Annotated in this window: 20 protein-coding genes and 1 pseudogene; 4 read left to right on the top strand and 17 right to left on the bottom strand. The window is 47.0% G+C overall.

The window, feature by feature from the left end:
• The first annotated feature begins 321 nt into the window (after positions 1–321).
• Positions 322–2,244, top strand: a complete 1,923-nt coding sequence (gene dnaK / locus RIG27_RS14920; RefSeq protein WP_446346351.1) for a molecular chaperone DnaK — start codon at positions 322–324, stop codon at positions 2,242–2,244.
• A gap of 257 nt (positions 2,245–2,501) precedes the next feature.
• Here the strand turns inward: dnaK and RIG27_RS14915 are convergent, their stop codons facing one another.
• The 17 genes and pseudogenes from RIG27_RS14915 to RIG27_RS14835 all read right to left on the bottom strand — a co-directional run bounded on the left by RIG27_RS14915 (position 2,502) and on the right by RIG27_RS14835 (position 22,376).
• Positions 2,502–2,906 (bottom strand): nuclear transport factor 2 family protein, encoded by a 405-nt coding sequence (locus RIG27_RS14915; RefSeq protein ID WP_446346350.1) that lies wholly within the window; start codon positions 2,904–2,906, stop codon positions 2,502–2,504.
• Positions 2,907–3,019: 113 nt separating this feature from the next.
• On the bottom strand, positions 3,020–4,279 hold the full coding sequence (locus RIG27_RS14910) for an FAD-dependent oxidoreductase (RefSeq protein WP_446346348.1): 1,260 nt from the start codon (positions 4,277–4,279) through the stop codon (positions 3,020–3,022).
• A 274-nt stretch (positions 4,280–4,553) separates the two neighbouring features.
• On the bottom strand, positions 4,554–5,462 hold the full coding sequence (locus tag RIG27_RS14905; RefSeq protein ID WP_446346346.1) for a DUF5602 domain-containing protein: 909 nt from the start codon (positions 5,460–5,462) through the stop codon (positions 4,554–4,556).
• Between the two features lie 29 nt (positions 5,463–5,491).
• The gene (locus RIG27_RS14900) at positions 5,492–6,490 is read right to left on the bottom strand and encodes a Vgb family protein (RefSeq protein ID WP_446346344.1); all 999 of its coding nucleotides are present in this window, start codon (positions 6,488–6,490) and stop codon (positions 5,492–5,494) included.
• 93 nt (positions 6,491–6,583) lie between these two features.
• The gene (locus tag RIG27_RS14895; protein ID WP_446346342.1) at positions 6,584–7,519 is read right to left on the bottom strand and encodes a hypothetical protein; all 936 of its coding nucleotides are present in this window, start codon (positions 7,517–7,519) and stop codon (positions 6,584–6,586) included.
• Positions 7,520–7,571: 52 nt separating this feature from the next.
• On the bottom strand, positions 7,572–8,468 hold the full coding sequence (locus tag RIG27_RS14890) for a DUF5602 domain-containing protein (protein WP_446346340.1): 897 nt from the start codon (positions 8,466–8,468) through the stop codon (positions 7,572–7,574).
• A gap of 246 nt (positions 8,469–8,714) precedes the next feature.
• Positions 8,715–9,380 carry a glutathione S-transferase family protein gene (locus tag RIG27_RS14885; RefSeq protein ID WP_446346338.1) on the bottom strand — a complete coding sequence of 222 codons (666 nt, stop codon included), beginning with the start codon at positions 9,378–9,380 and terminating at the stop codon, positions 8,715–8,717.
• A gap of 32 nt (positions 9,381–9,412) precedes the next feature.
• The gene (locus RIG27_RS14880; protein ID WP_446346336.1) at positions 9,413–10,897 is read right to left on the bottom strand and encodes an NAD(P)/FAD-dependent oxidoreductase; all 1,485 of its coding nucleotides are present in this window, start codon (positions 10,895–10,897) and stop codon (positions 9,413–9,415) included.
• Between the two features lie 91 nt (positions 10,898–10,988).
• The gene (locus tag RIG27_RS14875; RefSeq protein WP_446346334.1) at positions 10,989–12,440 is read right to left on the bottom strand and encodes a tyrosinase family protein; all 1,452 of its coding nucleotides are present in this window, start codon (positions 12,438–12,440) and stop codon (positions 10,989–10,991) included.
• Positions 12,441–12,781: 341 nt separating this feature from the next.
• A complete protein-coding gene (gene aroH, locus RIG27_RS14870) occupies positions 12,782–13,198 on the bottom strand; it encodes a chorismate mutase (RefSeq protein WP_446346375.1) in 417 nt (138 codons plus the stop codon).
• Positions 13,199–13,321: 123 nt separating this feature from the next.
• The gene (locus RIG27_RS14865; RefSeq protein ID WP_446346374.1) at positions 13,322–14,458 is read right to left on the bottom strand and encodes a 3-oxoacyl-ACP synthase III family protein; all 1,137 of its coding nucleotides are present in this window, start codon (positions 14,456–14,458) and stop codon (positions 13,322–13,324) included.
• A gap of 41 nt (positions 14,459–14,499) precedes the next feature.
• Positions 14,500–16,338, bottom strand: a complete 1,839-nt coding sequence (locus RIG27_RS14860; protein ID WP_446346332.1) for a ScyA-related TPP-binding enzyme — start codon at positions 16,336–16,338, stop codon at positions 14,500–14,502.
• 96 nt (positions 16,339–16,434) lie between these two features.
• Positions 16,435–17,925 (bottom strand): class I adenylate-forming enzyme family protein, encoded by a 1,491-nt coding sequence (locus RIG27_RS14855; RefSeq protein ID WP_446346330.1) that lies wholly within the window; start codon positions 17,923–17,925, stop codon positions 16,435–16,437.
• Positions 17,926–17,941: 16 nt separating this feature from the next.
• A pseudogene (locus RIG27_RS14850) lies at positions 17,942–18,931 on the bottom strand (aromatic amino acid lyase); the annotation flags it as partial.
• A 39-nt stretch (positions 18,932–18,970) separates the two neighbouring features.
• On the bottom strand, positions 18,971–20,083 hold the full coding sequence (gene aroF / locus RIG27_RS14845) for a 3-deoxy-7-phosphoheptulonate synthase (RefSeq protein WP_446346328.1): 1,113 nt from the start codon (positions 20,081–20,083) through the stop codon (positions 18,971–18,973).
• A gap of 585 nt (positions 20,084–20,668) precedes the next feature.
• Positions 20,669–21,601: a helix-turn-helix domain-containing protein gene (locus RIG27_RS14840; protein ID WP_446346326.1), complete on the bottom strand. Its 933-nt coding sequence runs from the start codon at positions 21,599–21,601 to the stop codon at positions 20,669–20,671.
• Positions 21,602–22,163: 562 nt separating this feature from the next.
• Positions 22,164–22,376, bottom strand: coding sequence for a helix-turn-helix domain-containing protein (locus tag RIG27_RS14835; protein ID WP_446346324.1), 213 nt, complete (start codon positions 22,374–22,376; stop codon positions 22,164–22,166).
• Positions 22,377–22,536: 160 nt separating this feature from the next.
• Between RIG27_RS14835 and RIG27_RS14830 the strand changes: the two genes are divergently transcribed.
• From RIG27_RS14830 to RIG27_RS14820, 3 genes are all read left to right on the top strand, one after another.
• Positions 22,537–22,977 (top strand): hypothetical protein, encoded by a 441-nt coding sequence (locus RIG27_RS14830; RefSeq protein ID WP_446346322.1) that lies wholly within the window; start codon positions 22,537–22,539, stop codon positions 22,975–22,977.
• 85 nt (positions 22,978–23,062) lie between these two features.
• Positions 23,063–24,661, top strand: coding sequence for a gamma-glutamyltransferase family protein (locus RIG27_RS14825; protein ID WP_446346321.1), 1,599 nt, complete (start codon positions 23,063–23,065; stop codon positions 24,659–24,661).
• Between the two features lie 589 nt (positions 24,662–25,250).
• A complete protein-coding gene (locus tag RIG27_RS14820; RefSeq protein ID WP_446346319.1) occupies positions 25,251–25,724 on the top strand; it encodes a hypothetical protein in 474 nt (157 codons plus the stop codon).
• Positions 25,725–25,897 lie beyond the last annotated feature (173 nt).

The following is a 25,897-nucleotide window of genomic DNA, read 5'->3' as shown; positions in this document are numbered from 1 at the left end:
GATGGATTACGGTTCGCCCCAAACCTTTACCCCTTAGAGTTTCCTACATTAGACACAGCGCAAGAAATCAGCACAACGTTAAGTTGATGATTGGTCATGGGAGAGCGACTGGAACGAGCAATCACCAGATCGAACCGTCCCATCTCAGGTTCGGGAACCCCCCCTTCATGAGACAGGCTAACCGCGTTCAGTATAGAGATTGGTAGCCGAAGCAATGATATTGAAGATCACATTGGCTGCTGATTGAACTAGATTTTGGTTCAACAGTCACGCTCCCCGACTTCACCAGTATTTGTAGTTAAGCGAACTTGGAACACTCTTATGGCAAAAGTAGTTGGAATTGACTTAGGTACAACAAACTCCTGCGTAGCCGTCATGGAAGGGGGTAAACCCACCGTGATTGCTAACGCAGAAGGGGGACGTACAACCCCTTCAGTTGTGGCGTATGCCAAAAATGGCGATCGCCTCGTGGGTCAAATCGCCAAACGTCAGGCGGTGATGAACCCGGAAAATACGTTCTACTCGGTCAAACGCTTCATTGGGCGTAGACATGGCGAAGTCACCAATGAAGCTACCGAAGTCTCTTATAAAGTCCTCAAAGTTGGCGATAACGTCAAACTGGATTGTCCCTCTCAAGGCAAACAATTTGCGCCTGAAGAGATTGCGGCTCAAGTGCTACGGAAGCTCGTCGATGACGCCAGTAAGTACCTGGGCGAAACCGTGACTCAAGCCGTGATTACGGTTCCGGCGTACTTCAACGACTCCCAGCGTCAAGCCACGAAAGATGCGGGTAAGATTGCTGGGGTTGAAGTGTTGCGGATTATTAACGAACCTACAGCGGCGTCTCTGGCGTATGGCTTAGATAAGAAGAGCAATGAAACAATTTTAGTCTTTGACCTGGGTGGTGGAACCTTTGACGTATCCATTCTGGAAGTCGGGGATGGTGTCTTTGAAGTATTATCAACTTCTGGTGACACTCACTTGGGGGGTGACGACTTCGATAAGAAAATTGTTGATTACCTCGCCGCTGAATTCCAGAAATCTGAAGGGATTGATTTACGCAAAGATAAGCAAGCCCTGCAACGGTTAACGGAAGCAGCGGAGAAAGCTAAAATTGAACTCTCCAGCGTTACCCAAGCTGAAATCAACCTACCCTTTATCACCGCCACCCAGGATGGTCCCAAGCACCTGGATACAACCTTGACCCGGGCGAAGTTTGAAGAACTCTGTGCCGACTTAATTGATCGGAGTCGCATCCCAGTTGAGAATGCGGTACGTGATGCCAAAATTGATAAAAGCGCGATCGATGAGATTGTCTTAGTCGGGGGTTCCACCCGGATTCCGGCGGTAAAAGAGGTGGTTAAGCGGGTATTGGGTAAAGATCCCAACCAAACCGTGAACCCGGATGAAGTGGTTGCAATTGGTGCAGCGATTCAAGCGGGTGTCTTAGCGGGTGAAGTTAAAGACATTCTGCTGCTTGATGTTACCCCTCTATCCTTGGGTGTGGAAACCTTGGGCGGTGTGATGACTAAGATTATCCCCCGCAACACCACCATTCCTACCAAGAAGTCAGAAACCTTCTCCACGGCTGTGGATGGTCAAACCAACGTCGAAATCCACGTTCTCCAAGGTGAACGGGAAATGTCTGGCGACAACAAGAGTCTGGGTACATTCCGTCTGGATGGGATTCCCCCAGCACCGCGCGGCGTTCCCCAAATTGAAGTCACTTTTGATATTGACGCTAATGGTATCCTGAATGTTACCGCGAAGGATAAAGGTACGGGTAAAGAGCAATCGATTAGCATTACAGGCGCATCTACCCTCCCCAGTGAAGACGTTGATCGCATGGTTCAGGAAGCCGAAACCAACGCAGCGGCGGACAAAGAGCGGCGTGAGAAAATCGATCGCAAGAACCAAGCCGATTCTTTGACGTATCAAGCTGAGAAGCAGATTAATGAGTTGGGTGATAAAGTCTCAGCAGAAGATAAGACGAAGGTAGAAGGCTTGATTAAGGATCTGCGTGAGGCGGTTTCTCAGGAAGATGATGAGAAGATTAAGACGCTGACCACAGAATTGCAACAAGCACTCTATAGTATTAGTGCTAACTTGTATCAACAAGCGGGTGGTCCTGAACCTGGCGCTGCTCCTGGTGGTGCGGGTGGTCCTGAAGCTGGTGCGGCTCCCGGTGGTGAATCCGGTGGTGGTGATGATGTCATCGACGCTGAATTCTCGGAAACGAAATAGTCGGTTAGGATTAGAGGTTAGCCAGAGGCTAGCCTCTATTTTTAATCATTAAAAGTGGCGCAAGTATGTATTCAGAACGCGCCACTTATTATTATGGGAAAATTTAGGTATAGTGCTTGGAAAGAAAGTCACACCAGAGGCATCGTTTAGCCCACTACGGGTTCTTTATATCCCGAGTCAAGCTCCGCAACAGAAGTGGTTTTAGAACCGTGAAAAGCTGCTGCGATCGCAGCCGTATCCAGATATTCTTTTAAGACTTAGCGGGAAAAGAAAGCGCGAAATCTCATAATCTTACTGTCACGCAGATTAAATACATGTACCCAATCGTATTCGACTGCATGGTTGGTAGATCTGAGGCGACCTAGAGCATGTCCAATCACTACAACTTGTTCACCCTGAGAAATAATCTCCTGTGGCTGCAACTGCTGTAACTCTAAATCGCCAACACTAGTTAAAACTTGGACAACCTGCTCATGACCAATGTATGTACCTGTTTGCGAGCTATATTCTGATTTAGCTATAGACCACTCCACATCGTCTGCCACCAGATGCAGTAAAGATGAGAGATTACCCTCTCCGAAGGCGGTGTACATTTGCTGCACTACCTGCACGTTTTCTTGTTCGCTGATTTGCATCACCTGTACGTTTTCTTGCTTGTTCATCTTCTGATACCAAGACATACCCTAAACATTTCGTTTCGCATACGTGTTACTTCGCAAGCTACCACAACAGTCAAGACGGGAAGCTTCTACGCGATCGCAATCTGCGCTCTGCACTAGTTCTTAACGTGAACAGGCCAAACGCCAAAGCCCATCAGCCAACCGGGGAGGTCACGCAGGATTGGCAGGCGCATAATTCTCGGCGGTTTGAACGGCTGATCCGAGTTGAATGTTTTGGCGATAATCTGCTCCTGAGCTAAGGACTGAAACCACTGGATAATCCGCGTTGGCCACTGGCGCTGACGCTGCACTGCCGCTAGGTGCCGCAGATGCACCTGACCAGCTTTAAGTGGATCGCTGAGTACGTTCGCCGCTACAACAGCATCTTGGATGGCATAGTTGATGCCAACCCCACCTACAGGCGACATGACATGAGCCGCATCTCCAATCAGCAGCAGACCTGGACGGTACCAACGGGAGAGACGACCCACCTCAACCGAGAGTAGCGAGACCTGCTTCCACTCCTTCAGATGCTCCACGCGATCTGCTAACTCCGGCATTACCTCGGCGACAGACTGTCGCAGTGCCTCTAAACCAGCAGCATGAAGCTGTTGGTAATGACCTTTGGGCATGATGTAGCCAACCTGCCAATAGTCAAAGCGGTTGGTTAAAACTAAAAGGTAACCGCGACCAAAGCGTCCCATCCCGTTCTCAGGCTCCTCTGATCTCCGGGGCAGGCGGAACCAAAGAACATCTATGGGGGGTGTTGAAGACTTGATCAGCTGCATACCTGCTAAGTTCCGAGTGCGGGAGAAGCGTCCATCCGCACCGACTGTCAACTGTGCCCGCACTTGGTGCCAGCCACCCTGTCCACGGTAGCGGACACCACGAATTATGCCATCCTCTTCAATCAGTTCTTGCACGTTCGCGCCCATCAATAACTGAAAGTTCGGATAGCGTTTAGCCTCTTCCGCGATTAACTCAAGGAAAAGTGCTTGGTCGAGGATTGTGACGTAAGGATACCGTGTCTTCAAGCGACTGAAGTCTGCAAAGGTGATAGGTCCGTCGGCAGTTTCAGAGATAAGTTGGCGGGTTTTAGTGTGACGAAGTTGGAGTACACGGTCGGCTAGACCAAGTTCCTCCATAATTTCCATTACCGATGGGTGAATCGTGTCTCCCCGGAAGTTGCGGTCGAAGTCCTTGTGTGCCTCCAGCAGCATTACAGGGATACCCTTACGTGCCAAGAGAAGGGATAGAACCGCCCCTGCTGGTCCACCGCCAACGATACAGCAGGTTGTTTGCTGTACGTCAAGAATGTTATGGGCTGAGTCCTCTGTCTTAGTTGGATGGGGAGTCGGGGCTAATTCAACAGACATGGTTATTTGTGTTCTGGTTTTGAACATAAAACTCTTTCCTGCTGCTATAAGACTGGCGTGTAAATGTCATTTACTATTAGGCTATGAGGGTGATATTGCCGCAGATGCATTTTGACTTATCCAAAAAATTTTCTCAGAATTTTATATCAGTCATAGATACCTAAGGTTGGTTGGCATAAATATAAATACCTATAGCCTTGTGCTTAGCATCTTTTAATTATGCTCACCTACGTAAAATGCATTCCGAAGCCGCAAATATAGCTAGTGTTATCTGCTAGCTAATTTTTTTTTGCAGTTTGTTTTTTACTTGGGAAACTGCGCCCCAAGCACCAATCGCTAACAAACCCCATATAGGGGAGAGTTCAGGGATAGGCTTGGCGGAACGATATGTCAATTCACTTAGCGACACTGTGTATTCTTGAGTAGTTGCATCATAGGAAACCCTGTATTCAGTTGGATAATATGCGCTTTTTGGGTATGCTGCTGGTAGTTTTAAAACCCCACTAATATTGGGTTTTGTCTCCAAAAAAGACTTTGCGATCATTAATTCATCATTAACTATTTGTCCGTTATAAGAATGATAGAACGGCGCTGCTGTAAGAGCCTCTCCCTGAAAGAAAGGTGCGGTGGTATCAACCATCAATAACCCTAATCCAGGTTGAAAACTTGTCCTATCAAGTGGTCTGTAATCCTGAGGCGTAAATTCTGGCGGGGGTAACTTGTAAGCTCTATCCTCATCATCACCTGTTCCTGTTATTTGCTGACGTTCTTGTTGGCTTAACAGAGTAAACTCAAAGTGGAAATGTGGAATACCAAAAATTTCTTCTGGCATATGACCTTGCGTAACCCAAGCCATTGCCAGACCTTTGATCGCTGTAGTAGAAGCTTCTTGTGGCAAAGAAAGTTCATATATATACGCGGGTCTTTCAGAAGGCAAATTAGACAGCGCTTGCTGTCTAAATTTAGCGCCAATCTCTAAAGGTTGTTCAGAGTCATCCAGGGTGACAAAGGAACGAATTAAACCGTCTCCTAAAGGCTGTATGTTTCCATAAAAGGTTGTTGCTTGCACCACATCAACTGTTACTGAAGCTATCAAAACTGCCCCTAGGGGAGCCATTGATAAGTTTTTTAGAGTAGCCATAGAATCAGCTTTTATCTGTTGTTTGAGTTTATTTTTATCCAAGAATCTGCACCCCAATTACCAAGTGCTAATCAACCCAGTTGTTTTTGTTTCAGCACCAAACTTGCAGCGATAGAAGCCCCCAACCCCAACAAACTTAACCCAGAAGATGGTTCAGGCACAGAAACCCGATTTGAGACAAAGATTACACCTGCGGGTTGGTTTAACCCACCGTTACCTGGGGGTACAATGGCATCAATAAAGGCACCTGTCCTTCCGTCATAACGTAGGACACTATTACTGTTGAGGCTGTTGACGTAAAGATTATTATCGGGTCCGAAGGTCAAACCTGTAGGACCTGCTAACCCACCGCTACCTGAGGGTACAAAAGCATCAATGAAGGCACCTGTCCTTCCGTCATAACGTAGGACACTATTACTGTTGAGGCTGCTGACGTAAAGGTTACTATCGGCTCCGAAGGTCAAACCGGCAGGAAGATCTAGCCCAGCACTACCAGCAGGTACAAAGGCATCTATGAAAGCGCCTGTTTCCCCACTGTAACGGAGGATACTGTCGCTATTTAGGCTACTGACGTAGAGGTTATTGTCCGGTCCGAATGCCAAACCTAAACCACCTTCTAGCCCCCCGCTACCTGAAGGTACAAAGGCATCAATGAAGGCACCTGTCTTTCCGTCGTAACGTAGCACACTGCTGCCGAGAACAATGCCAGTATTGAAATTGAAATCTACAGAACTGACGTAGAGGTTATTGTCCTGTCCGAATGCCAAACCTGTAGGACCAACTAACCCACCCCTACCTGCTGGTACAAAGGCATCAATGAAGTTACCTGTCTTTGCGTCGTAACGTAAAACACTTCGGTTGAAGTTGCTGCTGACATAGAGATTATTGTCCGGTCCTATGACCAAGCCGTCCGGACCAGCCAGCCCACCACTGCCAGGAGCAACGAAAGTATCGATAAAGGCTCCCGTCGTTTCGTTGTAAAGCAGGACGCGGTTGTTGAGGCGGCTGCTGACTAGCAAAGCTGCTTGGGCTTCCAAGGTAGTCAGGCTTAGTACTGTGACGACTGTCACCGGAATGCCGATTTTGGAAAGGTTAGGTATCATCTTAATCCTCACGATAAGCTAAATTAGCAGAATTATTCAGTCGCAAGCTTGCGTTTGCAATCATTTAAGGTTGCTGCTTTCAGGAGTCTGTTTCTGCTTTCGTTTTAGTAAAGAGCCAACACCGAAAAGACTAAATGCGAAAACACCCAACGTAAAAGATGGTTCAGGGACAGTAGTGGCGGAACGATATGTTAATCCACTTAGTGTCACATTGTATTCTTGGCTAGTCGCATTATATGTGACGCTATATTCAGTTGGATAATACCCACTTTTAGAAAGTACGGTAGGTAATTTAATTGGGCTGGTAAAATTCGGTTCCGTCTCAAGAAAAGCGTTCGAGGTAACAATATCAAGGAAACTCAATCTGTTGCCATCGAAGATTGCATAGTTATAGACCGAAGTCAATTGCGGTTGCCCGTTAATTTCTGCAACAGGCAAGGGGGCTGTGGGATCAAAATAACGTATTCCATGACGCCCTTCCGGAACAACTCCAATTTCAAAACCCTCAGGAAGAGTACCTGGTTCTGGCGTCTTGAGCACCTGTGCCCGCTCCTCACCTTCACATGTGGGTAATCGGTCGATTATTGGCGCATTTGGACAGATTAAGTCACGTTCTTGGGGGGTAAGCAGGGAAAAATCAGTACTGATACGGGGCACATCGAAGATTGTTCTAACACCTGAATAATTTCGCGGGCGATAGGTAATCTCAACTTGTTTGAATGCAGTAGCTGAAGCCTCAGGCGGCAAGGAAAGCTCAAATTTAATATCAGGCTGAGTATCGTCGGTGGGTAAAGGTAGTACTCCTTGAGTGAGTGTTACTCCAAGATCTAAAGGCTGCCCACTGACGTCATCGAGTGTGACAAAGGAGCGAGCAAATCCATCTCCTAGCGGCTTTGATTCTCCAAAGAATTGAGCAGCCTGTACTGCATCCGTTGTTCCCAGAGCAATAAATACTGTCCCCAGAGACACCACGGATAATTTTTTAATAGTAGCCATATAATACCCTCTTCAAAGTAATTTAGTACACCAAATATTTAATAAATTGGTTTTACCCTCGGCTGGCTAGTTTCTGTTTTTGCTGTTTATTTTTCAACATAAAAATAACCCTCCAAGTGCCAAGCACTAATAACCCCCATATAGGAGACCTTTCAGGCACAGAAGTAGAAGAACGAAAAGTCAATCCACTGTACCCAACCTTGTATTCTTGACTGGTCGCATCATAGGAGATGCGATATTCGGTTGGATAATACCCACTCTTGGAATAAGACTTGGGCAGTTTAATTTGATATCTAGAATCCGGTTGCGTCTCAAGAAAAGCTTTGGTTACGATGACATCGAGGGAACTTAATTTGCCGCCAAAAAATCCATATTCATAGAATGAAGTAAAAGGATTGAGAGAGGTGTCAGGATCAAAATAACGGACTCCGTAACCTGCCTCTCCAAAGGAATCTGTCACCATACCATCAGGGACTGTCCCTGATTCTGGTGTCTTAATCGCCTGTTGCAGTTCCTCACCAACACAGGCAGGAAGTGAACCGCTTCTGTCGGGATTCGGGCAGATTAACTCCCTTTCCTGAGGCCTAAGCAAGGAAAAATCAATACTAAAACGGGGAACGTCGAAGACAGGTGGCAGGCCCGGATAACCACGGGGGCGATAGGTAACATGAATATAGTTGAATGGGGTAGCTGAAGCCTCAGGCGGCAAGAAAACATTAAATGGTAGATCTGGTGGCTCGGTAGGTAAAGACAGTGCCCCTTGGCTAAATGCTACGCCAATTTCTGACGGCTTTCCATCATTATCGAGTTCGACAAACGAGCGAATAAATCCGTCTCCTAGGGGTTCTGTTTCTCCATATAAGGTTGCGGCTTGCACCGCATTAACTGTTCCCAAAGCGACGAGCGCTGCACCTAAGGGTGCCACTAATAAGTTTCTTACAGTAGCCATAGAAGAAAGTCTCTACAGATAAATGCGGGTTCAAATTTTTGCCTTGGCCTTGGGTAGCTGAGCACTGCTGCCTGCGATTTGAGTATCGGTGTCTCGCTGTAGTGGCAACTGTCTTGCGAATTCCGACTGAGCTTCCCAGGTAGGGTCGATATTGGCTCCCTTAGCGGTAGGCAATACAGTTCAGTAATCGAGTGACAAAATCTCCTGAAACCCTCGCCCCATCCAGAAGCCTTTCGTCAGAAACCTTCAGTGGGTCTGCCTCTGTGCTATGACAGCCTTCATTCGCGTTGCGGCGGCTTCCATTAGTTCCGGGATGGGCTGGGTCTTTTGCCAAGAAGCACGCTCCATCAAGTGTTCAGACCAGGCACTCAGTTTTGGGAAATTACCTAAGGACATACCCAGACTAGGAAACCAAGGCACCACAGTTCCGGCCACGACTTCTGCTAGGGTGAGGTGCTTACCACCAAAGTAGGGACTATCACCTAATAAATGCTCAAAGAAGGTCAGCACTGTGGCTGATTTCTGTTTCGCCTGCTCTAGCTTCTCCGGCTTTTGTTCAGCAATATCCATCATCTGAAAGAACAGAGGTTCCATAGCAGGTAATAGTTCATTGACGGTGACCATTTCCACCATACGCACGGTTGCTACGGCCTTAGCATCAGTAGGCAGGAGGGCAGGCGTGGGGTACTTTGCCTCCAGGTAGTCTAGGATTGCTAAGGATTCCACGACGCTAAAGCCGTCATCCACCAAGACTGGAATTTGATGGAAGGGGTTAAGCGCTAAGAACTCTGGTTGGAACTGATCGCCATCCAGCTTGAGTGACACTAGCTCAAAGGCAATGTCTTTCTCCAGCAGTGTAATCCACACGCGACGAGAGTTGGCAGAGATGTGGTAGTGATAAAGCTTCAGCATGGGAAAACCTATTGAAATTTCCGAGTTAGCAACTATGAATGAACAAACTGTGACGACGAACGTCCTTCAACTTTTTCTGGAGCGAGTTCTAATCCTAGCCGTGGTTTCGTGATGATATGCAAACCGTTCTCTTCTGGTAACGACCATGAGAATAGCTGTTCCCACAGCGACGCGAATATACTATCCATTGATATCGCGTGCGCTTCTCCCTTCATCGCAGTAGATTCCACGTTTTCCAGAAGAGTAGAGCTGGTTGCAAGTAATTTGGACATTTCTTCGGTTACCTGACGACGGAGACCTTCTTCAGCTTTCGACACGTCTTCCATTCCAGGCATGAAGTTCGGGGGCGCATTCTTCGGGTCAAAGTTTATGTCACCAGTGTGGGGAAGCTGCTGGGCTTCCTCAGCAGAGAATTCCGGTTTGCGAATTATATCATATAAAGACGATACAATTACCAATAGGCGTAGGTAGGTATGCCGAAAGCCCCTGTCGTAATAAGATAATGCCTGATTCTCTGTCACCTCATTTCGCAGCACACTTGCTAAACTGGCTGCTGCCATCGTCGCGCTAAGAGTGGCTAGGTGCACCCCCGTCGAAAGTAGGGGATCAAGGAAACATGCAGCGTCTCCTAAGAGGAAGTAGCCCGGTCCACAGAAGCTGTCGGCAGCGTAAGAGTAGTCTTGCTCAACCTTCACGGGTGATACCAATTCGGCTTGGGCAAGAAGCTCAGCCACACAAGGGCACTGAGTAATGGCGCTTAAGTAAATTTCCTCCAACCCCGCAGTAGCTCGCTTCGCCTTATAGGTCGTCTTGTGAATCACTAGACCCACGCTTAACGTACCATCAGGCAGCGGAATTGCCCAAAACCAGCCAGAGCCATCATTGAGAGAAGCACTCACAGTACTACCCGCAGGACGGATCTTCTCAATGTCTGCACCCTTCCAGTACCCCCAAATGCCTAAGTTCTGAAACTCTTCATGGTACTGTCGGTTCTGCAAATAGCGTGTTGCCATCAGACCTGAACGACCTGATGCATCAATTAGGTAGTCGAAAGACAGCTCGCCAGAACAATTATCTATGCTCTCAGACCAGATGCCGCTTCGCGGGCGCTCCCCATCGAAAGATAGCTTGCAAACCTCAACACCCTCGAAAACTTTGACTCCTTGACTGCTTGCATGATCCAAAAGCAGCTTGTCAAATTCAGCGCGAGGAACTTGGAAGCTGTACGTCTTAAGCACTTGCTCAAAATCGAGTTCCCATTTCAAAGATCCCCACTCAAAGAACGCTCCCGACTTCCGATAGAAGCCATAGGAATCCACCTTCTCTCGTATTCCCAGTAAGTCAAAGACTTCCAGAGAGGACGGTAGAAGAGATTCACCGATGTGGTAACGTGGCCCGATCGCCTTCTCTACTAGAGTCACATCAAAACCTTCGCGGGCTAGAAGAGTAGCAGCCGTTGATCCGGCAGGACCTCCACCAACAACAAGTACCTGTGTAGATTTAGGTAGAGTAGACATTACGTGTTTCCTCCATTAACTGTGTTTTCGTTCATGTAGCTTGGGTGGCGTCACAAATATGGTGTCCGTAACCCACCAACGTTTGAGTTTGCTACTCGCTAAAACTTGCTGCACTGAGAGTTACTTCGTTCTTAACAACCTCAGCTTCCAACTGTGAGTAGTTAAGTGGGAAATATGACAAATCTTTCTGTTTCCGTTTACGCTTCAGCAGAGAACCTGCACCTAAAGCACCCAAACCCAATAGACCTAACGTAGAAGTAGGTTCAGGAACCGAAGCACTAATAGTGTCATATGTGTAGCCGAGATTCCTGAAGTCCAGAACGTTTGCAGGTGTAACTATGTCATCCGGTGCATAACGAGGCAGGAGGGACAGCAAATCCCCTGGACCTAGATTTCCTGGGATAGATAGACCTCCGTCCCAAGGCCACATTGGGTCGTTGAGATTTTTTCCAAAGAGTTGACCCGTAGCCGGATAAAAATCGATACCAGCGTGTCCATTCTCCTGCCATTCAGCCCAAAGGCGGTCTACATTCGAGTGCAGCAGCCAGAAGACTGGATCGTTGGGAGAACTGAGAATGTTAGCCATAGTACCCAGTGGAGTGGGTTTTCCTGTCACAGGGTCAAAAAGAGCCCCTCCGACAACTCCATGGACATAGTTATGCTGAGTGAACAACAGGTTTCCCTGCTCATCCGTGGCAAATCCTTCTAAAGCTGGACGGAAAAAGTTATAGTCGTCGATCGCCAGAACCTGATCTACCTCTTGTTGAAAGATAGGATACCTATCTCCAGGGGGCAACTTCAGAAAGCGTAAAAGTGATGTACCCAGCGTTTCATTGGTAATTGGGTTGATATGTAAGTCCTCTCTCAAGGTCCACCCATTGGCTTCTGAGAAATAACCGGACTGAACGGCACCTCCTTCAAAGCTTCCAAGTCCTGGAAGATTGATAGTGGTTCCCGTGCCATTAGGTCCGAGAAAATTATCTTGAAAGATAATGTCTAGCGCATTAGGATCTGTCCAATCCCAGTACGGAATCGTTACTGTTGGGTCTACCGATTGCAAAGCCTCTTCAAATCGATACAAATACTCACGATGCCAGGGCAGAAATGCCGCAGTTGCATGGGCAGCATCAAACCCAGCAGCTGGACCAATTGCTGTGGGTAGCATCATTCCCATTGATCCAACGTGTTCTACAACAAACTGGTCATAGATACTAAGTTTGCTACCCTCTAAAAATGTATTTTTTAATGTGAGCAAAGCATTGACGAATGCGCCCTTATCTTCCGAGGTCAGCTTAGCAACGTTCTTTCTAACTGTAGCCCCTGTAACAGGATTGGTTCTGCTAATAGGACTGTTGCCGTTTATTTGACCGCTACCAGATGGATGAAGCGTGCCATGGTCGTAAAATGCCGGAATACTTGTATTAAAGCCGTTGTTGGGTTCATGATGCTCACCATTGTGGGCAAATGCCGGAGTCCCGAACATTCCAAGGACAGCAGTTATACTAACAGCTACTGTTGTGGCAGTTGTGTGGAAAACTTTCATCGTATTCACTCGTTTATGTTGCCAAAACTCCAAGTTTGTCTCGGTACTCAACAAAGAGACATACTGGCTATTAAAAAATTTAGAGGGAGCAAGACTCAATGACAATGCACAATCTTTCGGAAAAACTCACCATAACTCACCATTTTTTCGATCCAGTGCAGTAGTCTTTTACAGCGATTCGGCATTGTCTGGCTCGAAAGCAAGAGCAGATGGTTCCATAAGCTCGCAGGAATCGCAATTGTGTTCTGTTGCGACTCAAATCTACGCATTCGTCGCTCCCTCTTATGGGTAGGCTGGTAGAAGCTCTGCGCTACGTGCTTCGCAAACAGTTATTGAGACCCTTATCGTACCGACTCAACTACTGACTTTAAGCAAAACGTGGCTTGAGATAAGCTCCAATCGGGTCTCAAACTTTTGGCTTGACGCAGATAAGGATGATAAATCTTTACATGAGGGTCTGGAGTATTGAAATGGATCAAGAACCGAATGCAACGCTCTAGGGCACCCTTCACATGCATTTGCTGCACATCTAATAGCGGGACATTATTCCAATGAGGACGTTCTCGCGCGATCGCAGCTGGGAAAACAGCGTCTAAATCGCCAGTTACAGAAAAGGTGACACTAACAATCTCGCTGAGATCTAACGGATTACATGCTTCCAGCTCATCTAGAAGTTCATTTACTGCTTCTCGAATTGCTGCAACAGAATTTTCTGATACAGTTGTTGCTCCACGAATTGCCCGTACTTTCCACTCCATACCGAAATACTCCACATAGCTATACGCAACAAACATCAAGATTGATTTAAGAGATGATGCTTAGTTCTTTTTCCTTTAGGCTGGGCTGGTAGGGGTAAAGATTAGACTTCGGAGATAGGCTAGCTACCTAGCAAGCAGCGGACTCCTATCTTTGTGCTGATTAAGGCTTACTGGGGGCGCTGGAACGGAACCTAGAGCCACGTCACCCCAGCGCATTACACTTGCCCCAGCGTTGGATACGGAACCAATGGTGTAAACTAGAACTAAATCGTTTTCGCGAATCCTGCCCGATTCTGCGGCATGGTACAGATTGGCGAGGGGGAGCATCGGTCCAATGTTTGCATAGCGTTCATGGAGGTTAATCGTGCGCTCTGGGTCGATGCCGAGTGCGCGGGCGCAGACGTTTGCATACCAGGCTGTGGGTGTATTAAAAGCAAAAAAGTTAATTTGCTCAAGGGTTACACCAGCAGCGGCAAGAGCGCCTGTGCAGCACTCACGGACAAACTTCACAGATGTATCGCTGAGCATCTTGCCTGCACCCTTACCCGCCCGTATGAACATTTGCGGGTTGCCCTGCGCGTCTGTTGTCAGTTCATTAAAGAAGGTGCCACAGGTCGAGGCTGTGTTGATAATCTTTGTGCCGAGGACTCCTTGGTTCGGTTTGAGCGAGCCAACCACAAAGGCTCCAGCTCCATCGCCCGATAAAAATGAGAGGGTATCATTGTCATCAGTAAAGCGGGAGTAGTTAGTACAGATGACTACCAGCACATTACGGTACTCTCCCGCACGCACTAAAGCACAGGCTGTTTGGAGCGCAACTACCGCATTCGAGCAGGTAGAATCAATATTCCAAGCTGCACCGTGCAATCCGAGTTCACCAGCAAGAAAGGCAGCGTTACCAGGTACAATTTGCTCAGGAAAGATGGTGGCAACGAGCATCAAGTCAATTTCGTTCGGGGAAAGCTTTGCTGCATCCAGAGCCTCCTTGGCGGCACTATACGATATTGACAGCGAGGTCTCATCGGGAGCAAACACCCGTCGCTCGACAGTACCGCGAAAGGGATCGGACAGGTAAGGTAGCATCTCCAAGTCAAACTCATTCAGGGAGGTGGAGTCAGTCGTAGAGAATACCTTAGATAAGGTTTTTTTCTCAGCCTCGGCAATTAATTCGGGATAATTCTCTGTGTAATAATCATTTGTGCGAATGATACTGGGAAAGCTAACTGCAATTGAACGAATACCTACTGGTTGATACATGATGACAAATCTCCTTATTTATTAGCAGTTTGTGACATTAGAGTCTATTTCTTAGCACCTTGTGACATCAGACTCTTAATACGACCTCCAATCGGTGCAGGCTGATTGGCATCGATAACCACATCGACAACGAAAGGGACTGGTGATGCCATTGCTTTCTCCAACGCGGCTTCCACGTCAAACTCATTTTCTACACGAATACCGTCAGCCCCCATCCCACGGGCAATCTGGACGAAATCTGCCTGCGGCACATCTCCATCTATACCCTTGAAGCCTAGCAATGCCATTCCTTGCTTACACATGTTGTAGCCTCCGTCGTTGAGGACAATCCAGACGGCAGGAATCTGGTGTTTTACGGCAGTGCTGACTTCGCTGTTCATGAGCATGGCACCATCACCGACCAAGGCGACCGCCTTACCATTCCGTGCCAACGCCGCACCTACAACACCTGTGACAAAATGACCCATTGAGCCAAATCCGGTGCTGACCCGGTATCGACCAGGTGTGTCGAAGCGCAGCATATGATTTCCCCAAGTCAGGGAGTTACCTGACTCGGCCATCACCAATGCATTGCTGCTGTCAACGATTAGGCGTTGCATTGCATCCAATAGAACTTCAGGGCGTACTGGGCAACCTGCACCAGGATGGATTACTTCCCGTTCAGGATGGGGTAGCAAAACAGGAGAAAAGTGATTAATACGTTCTGGAAACTGCTTCAGTAGAACCTTGACAAATAGTCCTACATCAGATTGGATAGCGAACGTCTCTACAGATGGATAAGCGACTCCTGGCACCTCTGGGTCGATATCAACATGGATAAAACCTCGTGAGGGTACCATTGCAGGACTCCAGAATGATGTGGGTTCACTCAGACGTGTACCCAAGACCAAAGTGCGTAGAGGTTGTTGCTCTTGCATATATGTGAGTACTGAGTCATCACCGCCAACACCTGTGACACCAACAAACTGAGGGTGATTTTCCGGAAAGATGCCCTTGCCACGCGGTGACGACATCACCCCGGCTCCTGTTTTTTCCACCAACTTGCGGATTTCCTTAGCTGCATTCCGCGCTCCAAAGCCGACCCAAATCGCAAAGGGTCCTTCAGAAAGCAACTGCACACATTCAGCGATCGCTTCCTCACTCAAGGTTGCCAGGGTTTGAGTAGCCTGAATCCGTGACACTAACACTTTGCTTAAACTGGTCTGAACGCCCGTGGGGATACTGATATGAGCGACAAAGCCCTCTGGTCGTGCCAGACCGTTGGCGAGTCGGCGAGCAATCTGTGGCAGTTCAATATCGCTCTCCAGAGTGGTAGCGTAATTGAACAGTGGTCCTGAGGTAAAAATACCGGAAATGGGCATGGTGTAGGCGCTGGTTTCCTGACAACCCCAACGTCCACGCTGCGGTGCTGAGGTGGAAGCCGACAAGAGAATTACCTTTGCCCCTTCCCAGCGTGCAGCCATGAGTCCAGTCAAGGCGTTAGTGATTCCTGGACCGGTGGTAGTGAAGACGACAACTGGCTCTCCATTGGCAATATAGGCTTCGGTGGCAGCAAAAGCGGCTCCAGTTTCATGGCGAAAATGAATGACCTCAATAGAGCTATGGCTCAAGGTAGCCCAGAAAGGAGCGATCGCACCTCCAGAAACACCAAACGCACGGCGTACTCCCAGATCCTCGAGCATCTTGACCACAGCTTGTGCAACACTCAACTGGGTTGGTTCTAATTGCTGGCTAGGCTTTCCATTAGGGGTTGATGCTGTGGGTGGCGAGAAAATAGAGGAACCAGCAGAACGTTCGACTGAGGTGTGATTAGCTGAGACAGCAGTTTTTATTGTCAACTGTTCAGCAGAATTTGCTGTTTGATTAAGGGGTTTAACACTCATGATCGTTACTTTGATTGACTACGATGAACTGATTACTTCAGCAAACAATGTGTTTTTTTACATGCTGATAGCAACGGCAGCAGGTAATTGAGTTTTTTATTTTTGACGTAAAACTAGCTTCATTACTTTACCCGCAGGATTTTTCGGGATATCATCGACGAAATTGATTATACGAGGAACTTTGTAAGCTGCCATCCTTTCATAACAGAATTCAACCATGTGTTGTTCGGTAATAGCGTGACCCGATTTAAGGACAATATTGGCTTTAACTATCTCCCCTTTAAATGAATCAGGTACACCATAGATAGCGACTTCAGCAACAGATGAATGTTGATAAATTACATTTTCGACTTCAGTCGGATACACCTTAAATCCAGACACATTTACCATGTCTTTTAAGCGGTCAACGATGTAGAAAAAGCCATCCTCATCCATCTGACCGATGTCACCGGTATGGAACCAACCATTTTTAATCACTTCAGCGGTTTCAAAAGGGCGATTCCAATAACCCAGCATGACATTGGGACCGCGAATAAGTATCTCACCCAACTCACCCGGTTCTACTTGATGACCCTCACCATCAACAATCTTCATTTCCACATTTTCAATGGGAGCGCCAATTGAACCCAGCTTATATTTCAGGTCATGGTTGTAACAGGAACAGGGCGATGTTTCAGTTAAGCCGTACCCTTCATGAATAACTTGTCTATACTTATCCTGCCAATTCTGGGCAACCTCAATTGGCATAGGTGCTGCTGCGGAAAAATAATAGCGCACGCTATCAAGATTACAGTCAGCGGTGGTTGTATCCAACAGTTTGATAAAGATTGTCGGTACACCAAAGAACATCGTTATCTTGTAACGAGCAATAGCCTGAAGAACTTGTTCGAGGTCAAATCGGCGTTGCAGAATGATGGTGGCACAAACGTTCAATCCAGCATTGAGAATGGCGTTTTGACCAAAGCAATGAAATAGCGGCAGGTAAAGTAGTAATCGGTCATTGGGTTGCATTCCACAACAACGGTTGTGGGAGTACATATTAGAAATCACGTTACCGTGGGAAAGAGTGGCTCCTTTAGGAAAACCCGTTGTTCCTGAGGTGTAGACGATGCAAGCAGGAGCGTAGCGATCCATTTCTACAGCCCGCATAGTCGGTGAAGCATTTGCCATGAGTTGTGCTAAACTCATTCCCTTACTTGCTTGACCTTCTGCAATCAAAATGTGGTGTAGTTCCGGTAAGTCTGCATCGAGAACCTGTTCACGTTCTGACTCAGTTGTAATGATGGCTTTGGCAGCACAATCATGAACAATGTAGCTAACTTCAGCACGTTTTAGCATCACATTGATTGACACAGCAACCGCACCAATTTTGAGAATTCCCAGATAGGAGATCACGAATTCTGGAATATTTGGCAAAAACAAGGCTACGCGATCGCCTTTTCGGATTCCCAGTCCGCGTAAACCATTGGCTACGCGATTGACTAACTGGTCAAGCTGTTTGTAGGTAAACGATTTCTCTTCAAAAATTAGGGCAGTTTTGTCAGGAAATAAAAGTTTCCCTCGCTCTAGATGATGTGCGATGTTCATAACAGGAACCCTCTCTTCAGATAGATACACTATTGTTGATAGCGGCAACGATTTGCCCACCCGTGGCGATATCCTGTGCAATGCGAGCAATGTGTTCATCTAAGGCTTGCTCGTGGTCGTTCCGGATGTAGGGGCGGTCTGGTGAAGGGGGTTGTCCAACGACATCGCGCACTGCCAGATATAAATCCCGGGTTGCAAGCGACAACGTAGCACGAGCATCATAATGATCAGCCGCGACATAAGTCCGTAAATCAACCGCTTGCACCCCAAACATTAGGGAAATTGCCATATATTGTTGGAAGATTTCTATTGAGCGACGGGCTAAATTTGCAGAAGCAAAGCCTTGGCTATTGATATTTTGGTTGTACTGTTCAGCGTGGGTCGGAAATCTGTCAGCGATGGAATTTCCATAGAAGGTTAACAGGGGCATAATGGAGTTCCCGGTGATTTGCAACCCCTTCAACCCCATGTTGACATTACGCTGTCGGTTTCCCACTAAAGACGCTGGCAATCCATTGTTAAATTCCGGCGCTACTAAGTAAGCAATTTGTACATCCAAATGTTTAGCTAATAATCCAATGTAGTAGCGTAGCTGATCCATTCCTACGCCAATGTACTGTCCCAAGAAATTGCCGCCATGATAACTGGCTTGATTTTCTACATCGATTAACGGGTTGTCGGTGACCGAGTTAATTTCCACCTCAACTTGTTGGGTAATCTGCTCGATGCCATCAACAATGGGTCCGAGGTACTGTGGCAGACAACGCAGTGAATAGCGGTCTTGAATTGGATTTTCGCCGCGATAGTCGTGAGAACCATCTAACTCTTGGCGGACTAAAAGCGAACCGGCAAGCAGGTTGAGCATTTGGTCGGCTGCCCATTTTTGCCCTGAATGAGGTTTGAGTTTATGGATAAAGGGGTGGAATGATTGATTAGTACCATTCAAACCTTGAATGGCTAGGGCGTGAGCTCCCATCGACAGTGCTAATAAAACTCTCGTGTCGTACTATTGGTAAAAAACAAATATCAACGCTGCTGCTACACTTTATCTGTGACTCACCCCGGCTACCAATGAGCGATCGCGTGTTTGGGCAAAGTTCTGTGAAGCTGTTACAGGCGTTTGAGTCCAACGACCAAAGAATTTGCCCAAGGGCGCCATCTCCTGCATTAATTGCTCAAATCCTTCCAGTGTCAGAGACTGAGGTCCATCTGAAAGTGCTTTGGCTGGGTTGGGGTGAACTTCAATCATCAGCGAATCTGCACCCGTTGCGATCGCAGCCATCACCATCGCTGGAACATATTCGACTTTACCTGTGCCGTGACTGGGATCAACCATAATCGGTAAGTGAGTCAGCGATCGCAAAACGGGGATGGCGGCAAGATCGAGGGTATTCCGGGTATACTTCTGGTCAAAAGTACGAATTCCCCGTTCACACAGAATCACATTCGGATTACCTGCTGCCAAAATGTACTCAGCCGCCATCAGCCAATCTTGAATCGTGGCGGACATCCCTCGCTTGAGCAAAACTGGCTTATCTATCGCTCCTACTCGCTTGAGCAGCGAGAAATTCTGCATATTGCGGGCACCGATTTGGATAATGTCAGCCACCTGGGCAACTTTCTCAAGATCGGCTGTATCCATGACTTCAGTCACAATCCCCAAACCTGTCACCTCACGAGCCTTTAAGAGCCAACCTAATGCCTTCTCACCATGTCCCTGAAAGGCATAAGGAGAGGTTCGAGGCTTATAGGCTCCACCCCGCAGAAACTTAGCACCAGCCGCCTTGAGCGCCCTTGCTGTCTCCACAATCATTTCTTCACTTTCTACTGAGCAAGGTCCAGCAACTTGAACAATGGGATGGTTTTGACCAAAGGCGACAACTCCATTCGGGGTTTCTACCAACACCTCACTCGGCTGTCCATGGCGAAATTCTAGACTCGCCCGTTTAAAAGGATTTTCCACTCTCAAAACCTGCTCAATCCAAGGGCTAAGTTCTTGGATTTGTCCGGGATCAATTATCGCCGTCTCACCGATCAAACCGATCACGGTTTTGTGTTGACCTATACATTTCTCTGGGATTAAGTTCCAGTGGTATAGTTCTTGGCTTACTCGCTCAATTTCTTCGGCTGGAGTTCCCGATTTCATTACAACAATCATTCGCTATAATACTCCCAATTCTTGGTGCGTATACAAGAGATTAAATCAACAATCTTTACCTTACATTTAACATTTTAGATAGTTAAACTCTGAAGAGCAATGCATATTTTTTGGTTAAGACTGAAGATTTTTTCGCTAAAGCTGGTTATAGAGATTTATACTTACTAGCAGCTTGTAATAGACACGCCAATTCAGTAATCGAATTTAGCCGAATAATTGTAGCCTTAGCTACTAAAAAAATCTTTACTTTTGAGATGAAATTCCCCATCAGTCGCACGGTGAGGCAGTTCTGAGTTTTTGACTGGGGGAACTTCAGTTTTAAGTAAGTAGGTGGGAAACATTAAAGTTAACGGCGGGGAGCATCATTTGTCATTCGTCATACTCGTGAAGCAAGAAGCAAGCTACCTCATTCGTAAGGGTTTAAGGAATATTTACAGAACTTAATATAGTTCCGTTTATTTCCACCAACCTACTTATATAGCAATCCTAAATAGGATGCAACAAGTGAACGGATTGAAACCCAGGTATAGCAAGGATTTAAGTTTTGAAAATTGCCACAACCTAAATAGGAGCGCTATATATAAACTAAGCTTGATGTGCCTTTCTCCAGGCAGAGGGAGTCGTATTATGGTATTGGCGAAACTGACGGAAGAAATGACCTGTATTTTGATAGCCTACTGCTGTGGCAATTTGTTCCACTGAGCTATCAGTCTCTAGGAGCAAGGAACAGGCTGCTGCCATACGACGCTCAACAATCCAGCGGTTCACTGTCTGTCCCGTGTGACGTCGCACTAGATCAGTTAAATAAGCTGGTGAGTAACCAACTGCCTGGGCTACACTGCTGAGGGTAATCGGTTGGTGATAATTTGCTTCAATAAAGTCGAAAACTTTACGCAACTTAGGAACCTGGGGAAAGATTAACGTTGAGTTTGCCCCGAAAATTGGTATGTTAGTGGATGGTTGTTCAAGGACTTGCTGGAATTCAGGAGCATAACCTTGATGGAGAGAATCGTGCTTTTGCAACTGAGCGGCGATCACTCCCAATAATTGCTCCTGAGTGCGCTTGCGTTCGGTAATGTCAAGAAAACTCCAGACTCGACCAATGATTTGTTGACCTTGGCGTAGAGGCTGGGAATGCTGCTCGAAAATTCTCCCATCCTGTAACTTCAGGATATCATAAATCTCAACATTCGGTTGATTAGGCAGTTCCTGAACATATCCAGTCAAAATTTTAGGCTCTTTGAGTTGATTGCTGCAAAACTCTAACAGTTGTTGAGAATTTCGTGACGTTACGATCGCCTCTGGAACTTGCCACGTCCCCACAAAATTTTGATTAAAGCGGAGAATATCTCCCTGGGAGCTGAATGCTATAACACCGCTGGGTACTGATTGTAAAGAGGTGTGAAGCACAGACCGGGACTTGGTCAGTTGTGCTTCTATCCACTGGCGATCGGCTATATCGCAGTATAATTGCTCATTCCTCAACTGAAGGTTGTCTTGGCATGAAATACAGTTCATAAGCGAATAGGGTTAAACTCCGAAATTTTGAGCCGCTATATACTACTTGTGATTAAGTTGCTCATTTTATGCAAGATGTCGAAATTTGTAATATTTATTTATATTTCGCTATTTAAGTTGATATTTAGTTACCGATTAGAGAAAATTGGCTCTACCGAACCTAGGGGACTGTCAACCTAGTCCCTAAAGGTATAAGTTCACCTACCAATAGTTTGCTTTTTTATGCAAGCCATTAATTCATGAAAATTGAGTTGTATCAATTCGGTTAATTGAGCGAGATTTCAGTAAAATTCAGGTATATTCAGGGAAGTCCATCCTGATGACTGATGAGAAGGACTTAATCTTAAAGGCTCGAATGAAACGTTTGCCCGATCAGCACAGTCTATTTTGTATCTTAATGATACAGTTTGCTGCGTAGATCCGGGAGAGCCATATCATTGTCCACTGAAAAATAGTGATGTCCTGTGTCCTGTGCTGTCGTTAACCGAGGATGGCGGCGTCTTTACTACTCTAAGGTGATTGGATGAACGAAGAATCCCCCGTGCTTTCAGCCGGGGGAGTGTCAATCCTTGACAATTTCATATAAATCTTCAATCAACACATCAAATGTACGCGCCAACTTGTGTAAGGCTGTAACGTCAACCGTTGCCAAGCCAGGGGAACGAGCATAAACCTTCAGCGCACTGTACCCCACTCCAGAACGCTCAGAAACTTCCTTGAGCGTCCAACCTTTTTCCGCAGCAAACTCTTTAATTCGCAGCCTAACCAATCCCATTGTTGACAAAGGGTACAAATATGCCTTTTAATACCTATATTGGAAAAAGCGATCACTCTCGGCGTAGGAAACTGCAGAGCAATCGCCAGTTATCGAAAAGGACTCATGAGGTACGGCTCATGAGGTAAAACTCACAAGGTAAACTCACGAGTCAACTTCTATGATATCAACATTACTACCAGAATCAAGAGCGATCCATCCTCTGGCTCGTTTTGTCACCAAAGAAGCGATCGCGCTGTTGCTCAACCTCAAGCCTGAGGAAATCTATCGAATTCACTGCTGGCGCTATGTGATTCATGTTGTGGGCAAAGGCGTGAGTCGATTCGTCAGTTACGCCGATTTGCCGCCAATTGTAGACGTAGAACCCCCTCATCCCAGAGATTTTCTCCTCTGGCATAAGCGTTGGCAACGACACAAATTCAAAGCCCCTACCTTTTGGGTACAGTTCTATGCTCAAAAATTTCAGACGGTTCCTAACCTGCACGAAATGTATCGCTGGGGCAAATTGGTGGGTGCAATCAAGTCGGCGCTGTCAGCAGCCGGGATACAGTGGTTGCGAATGGTTTATCGGCGGGAAAAATATGCCATGGAGCATTTCTGATCGGGTTGACTAATCTTTCGCCAATCACCCAAATCTCACCAAATCTGCCAAATTTGAGATAGCGTCTCAACCCCTGATAACATTGATGCAGCCAAACTCTCTAACCGACTATCCTTACCCTTCAACGCGACGGGTAATCATGGGCAAACATGGTGCTGTCGCCACCAGCCAACCCCTCGCCACATTAGCGGGGATGGAGATGATTTGGGCGGGGGGGAATGCTGTTGATGCAGCGTTAGCGATCGCGATCGCACTCACAGTCGTTGAACCCACCTCAAACGGAATTGGCTCTGACACCTTTGCCTTAGTCTGGGATGGTCAGTTACATGGACTCAACGCTTCGGGTAAAAGTCCTCAAGCCTTAAGTTTAGACCACTTCACCGGGATGGAAAATATCCCTCAACGGGGGTGGTTACCCGTCACCGTACCCGGATGCGTCTCTGCTTGGCGAACATTATGGCAACGGTGGGGAAAATTACCCTTTGAGCAATTATTTGCCCCGGCGATTCGCTATGCTCGGTCAGGATATCCGGTTTCCCCAGTTACCGCAACGGCTTGGAAACAGGCGGAGGCGATTTTCCTCCCCCTGAAGGGGCGAGAATTTGAACCCTTTAAATCGGTATTTTTTCCGAATAACCGGGCGCCGCATCCGGGAGAGGTGTGGGGAAGTGAGGCTCATGCTCAAACCTTAACCCGGATTGCCCAGACTGGGGGTGAATGCTTTTATCAAGGAGATATTGCTCGTGCGATCGCGAATTTTGCGGCGGATACGGGTGGTTTATTAACCGTAACCGATTTAGCCGCCCATCAAGCCGATTGGGTTAACCCGATTTCCACCACCTACCGAGACTTACGGGTTTGGGAAATTCCCCCCAACACCCAAGGATTAACCGCATTAATCGCCTTGAATATCCTGGAAGGATTCGACTTACGTCAATATCCCCGTGACTCTGTGGACAGTTATCACCTGCAAATTGAAGCCATGAAGCTGGCATTTGCCGATGCCAAGCGCTATATCGCCGATCCTCGATTTATGGACATGACAGTTGAGCAGCTACTGGATAAAGACTATGCCCAAACTCGTCGCCAGTTGATCACAGAAACCGCGATTCCCTTAGCCCAACCCGGTTTAGCCAAAGGCGGAACCGTCTATTTAGCCGCCGCCGATGGGGAGTTGATGGTGTCGTTGATTCAATCCAACTATCAAAGCTTTGGCAGTGGGATTCTAATTCCGGGTACAGGTATTGCCCTGCACAATCGGGGATGTGGGTTCACCTTAGCCGCCGCTCATCCCAATCAAGTCGCACCCGGAAAGCGTCCCTATCATACAATTATTCCCAGCTTTCTCACCCAAGACGGTCAACCCTTGGGTCCCTTTGGCGTCATGGGGGAATATATGCAACCCCAGGGACATCTACAAATGGTGGTGAATCTGGCAGACTATGGCATGAATCCCCAAGCGGCACTAGATGCCCCACGATGGCAGTTTATCGCCGGGAATCAGGTACTTTTAGAGCCAAACGTACCGTCTGACGTGGCTTTGGCACTTGCCCAACGGGGACATCATATTGAAATGAGTACCGATGGGAAACGATTTGGCAAGGGTCAGATGATTTTACGGCAAGGAGGCATTTTCGTTGCCGCATCTGAACCCCGTGGGGATGGGTTGGCATTGGCACAGTAGGGGCGGGTTTAGGCACTCAATGTTGAATCCCACCGATAACATCTGTAGCCAAACCCGCCCTGACTCACCCCAAATCAAAATAATACAACACGCTTATCGTCAACCCCTGGCAATATCACTTTACACTTCTTCGCATAAATACATGGCTTGGCGCAAAACTAATTCGCTGGCTGAAGACAAGGAACTAGCCGAAACTGCACGAATTATTAAGGGTTTGGGCAATTGCAAACCTATTTAAGTCAATAAAAAGCCCCAATGTATAATATTCTACCCCAAATCGAAGAATCGCGGAAACCCTTATAATTCCGTCGATTTGTTGGGAAAATGCCACAAAAAGGGGAGTTTACGAAGTTTTATTACAACGCTAATTGCATTTAAATATTTTAACTATCGCTAGGCATGACATAGTTTAAACTTGTTATTAGCTGAGAATCTGCCTTACACAGGAGGTTAAAACTGTTGCCTGTTGCCTGTTGCCTCCCCTCCTCACAACTTATGCAGCCACCCCTCGGTAAGATCGTCATTAATTTGTCATAACCCTGTCACACCCCCTTTCTAAAGTAGAGAGTGAAGCAAGTTCCCTCTAGTTATGCACCGTTCCAATAATTCGATGATTCTCCTCAATGAGCAAGGTATAGAAATTGATGATATTACCCGCAAGCGCTGGGAACGAGATATCTATAACCGTTTTCAAGAAGCCAGGGAACGCTTTCCAGAATTTTTTCCCTGCTTTGAAATCAGAAACTATCCAGTTAACCGACTCTATTATTCGATTCACTTTCAGCCATTGACCCAATACGCTGAACGATTAACTCGCCACCGTCCTGATTTTCCCCATACTGAAACATTTAAACCCATTGAAATGCTGTGGGATGAAGGCGGTAAAAGTGAATTAGACCGCTTATTTGCACGCTTTCCCACTCAGCGATCGCTAAAACCTACCCAACAAAACTGGGCAAATCGTTTGTGGATTAGCCAGATTCCTGATATAGCAGTAGACACATCGATTAGGACTTTCGTCACCATTGTAGAGACGCGCCATGGCGCGTCTCTACATAAATGATGTGTCCTAACAGCTATGGCGGTTGCTATATCTTGAACAGACCCTAACTAATTACAAGTAATCTAGTTAGGGATTCTTTCCCTGCTGTTACCACTGGGAACCGCTGTTCTCGGTGGGTATCAGGAACTTTTGCCTTTATACCCCTCCTTGCCATTTCTACTAAGGAGCTAAGA

The organism is Coleofasciculus sp. F4-SAH-05 (assembly GCF_040222985.1).
GTDB lineage: Bacteria > Cyanobacteriota > Cyanobacteriia > Cyanobacteriales > Coleofasciculaceae > Coleofasciculus > Coleofasciculus chthonoplastes.
This window is presented reverse-complemented; position numbering and strand designations above follow the sequence as displayed.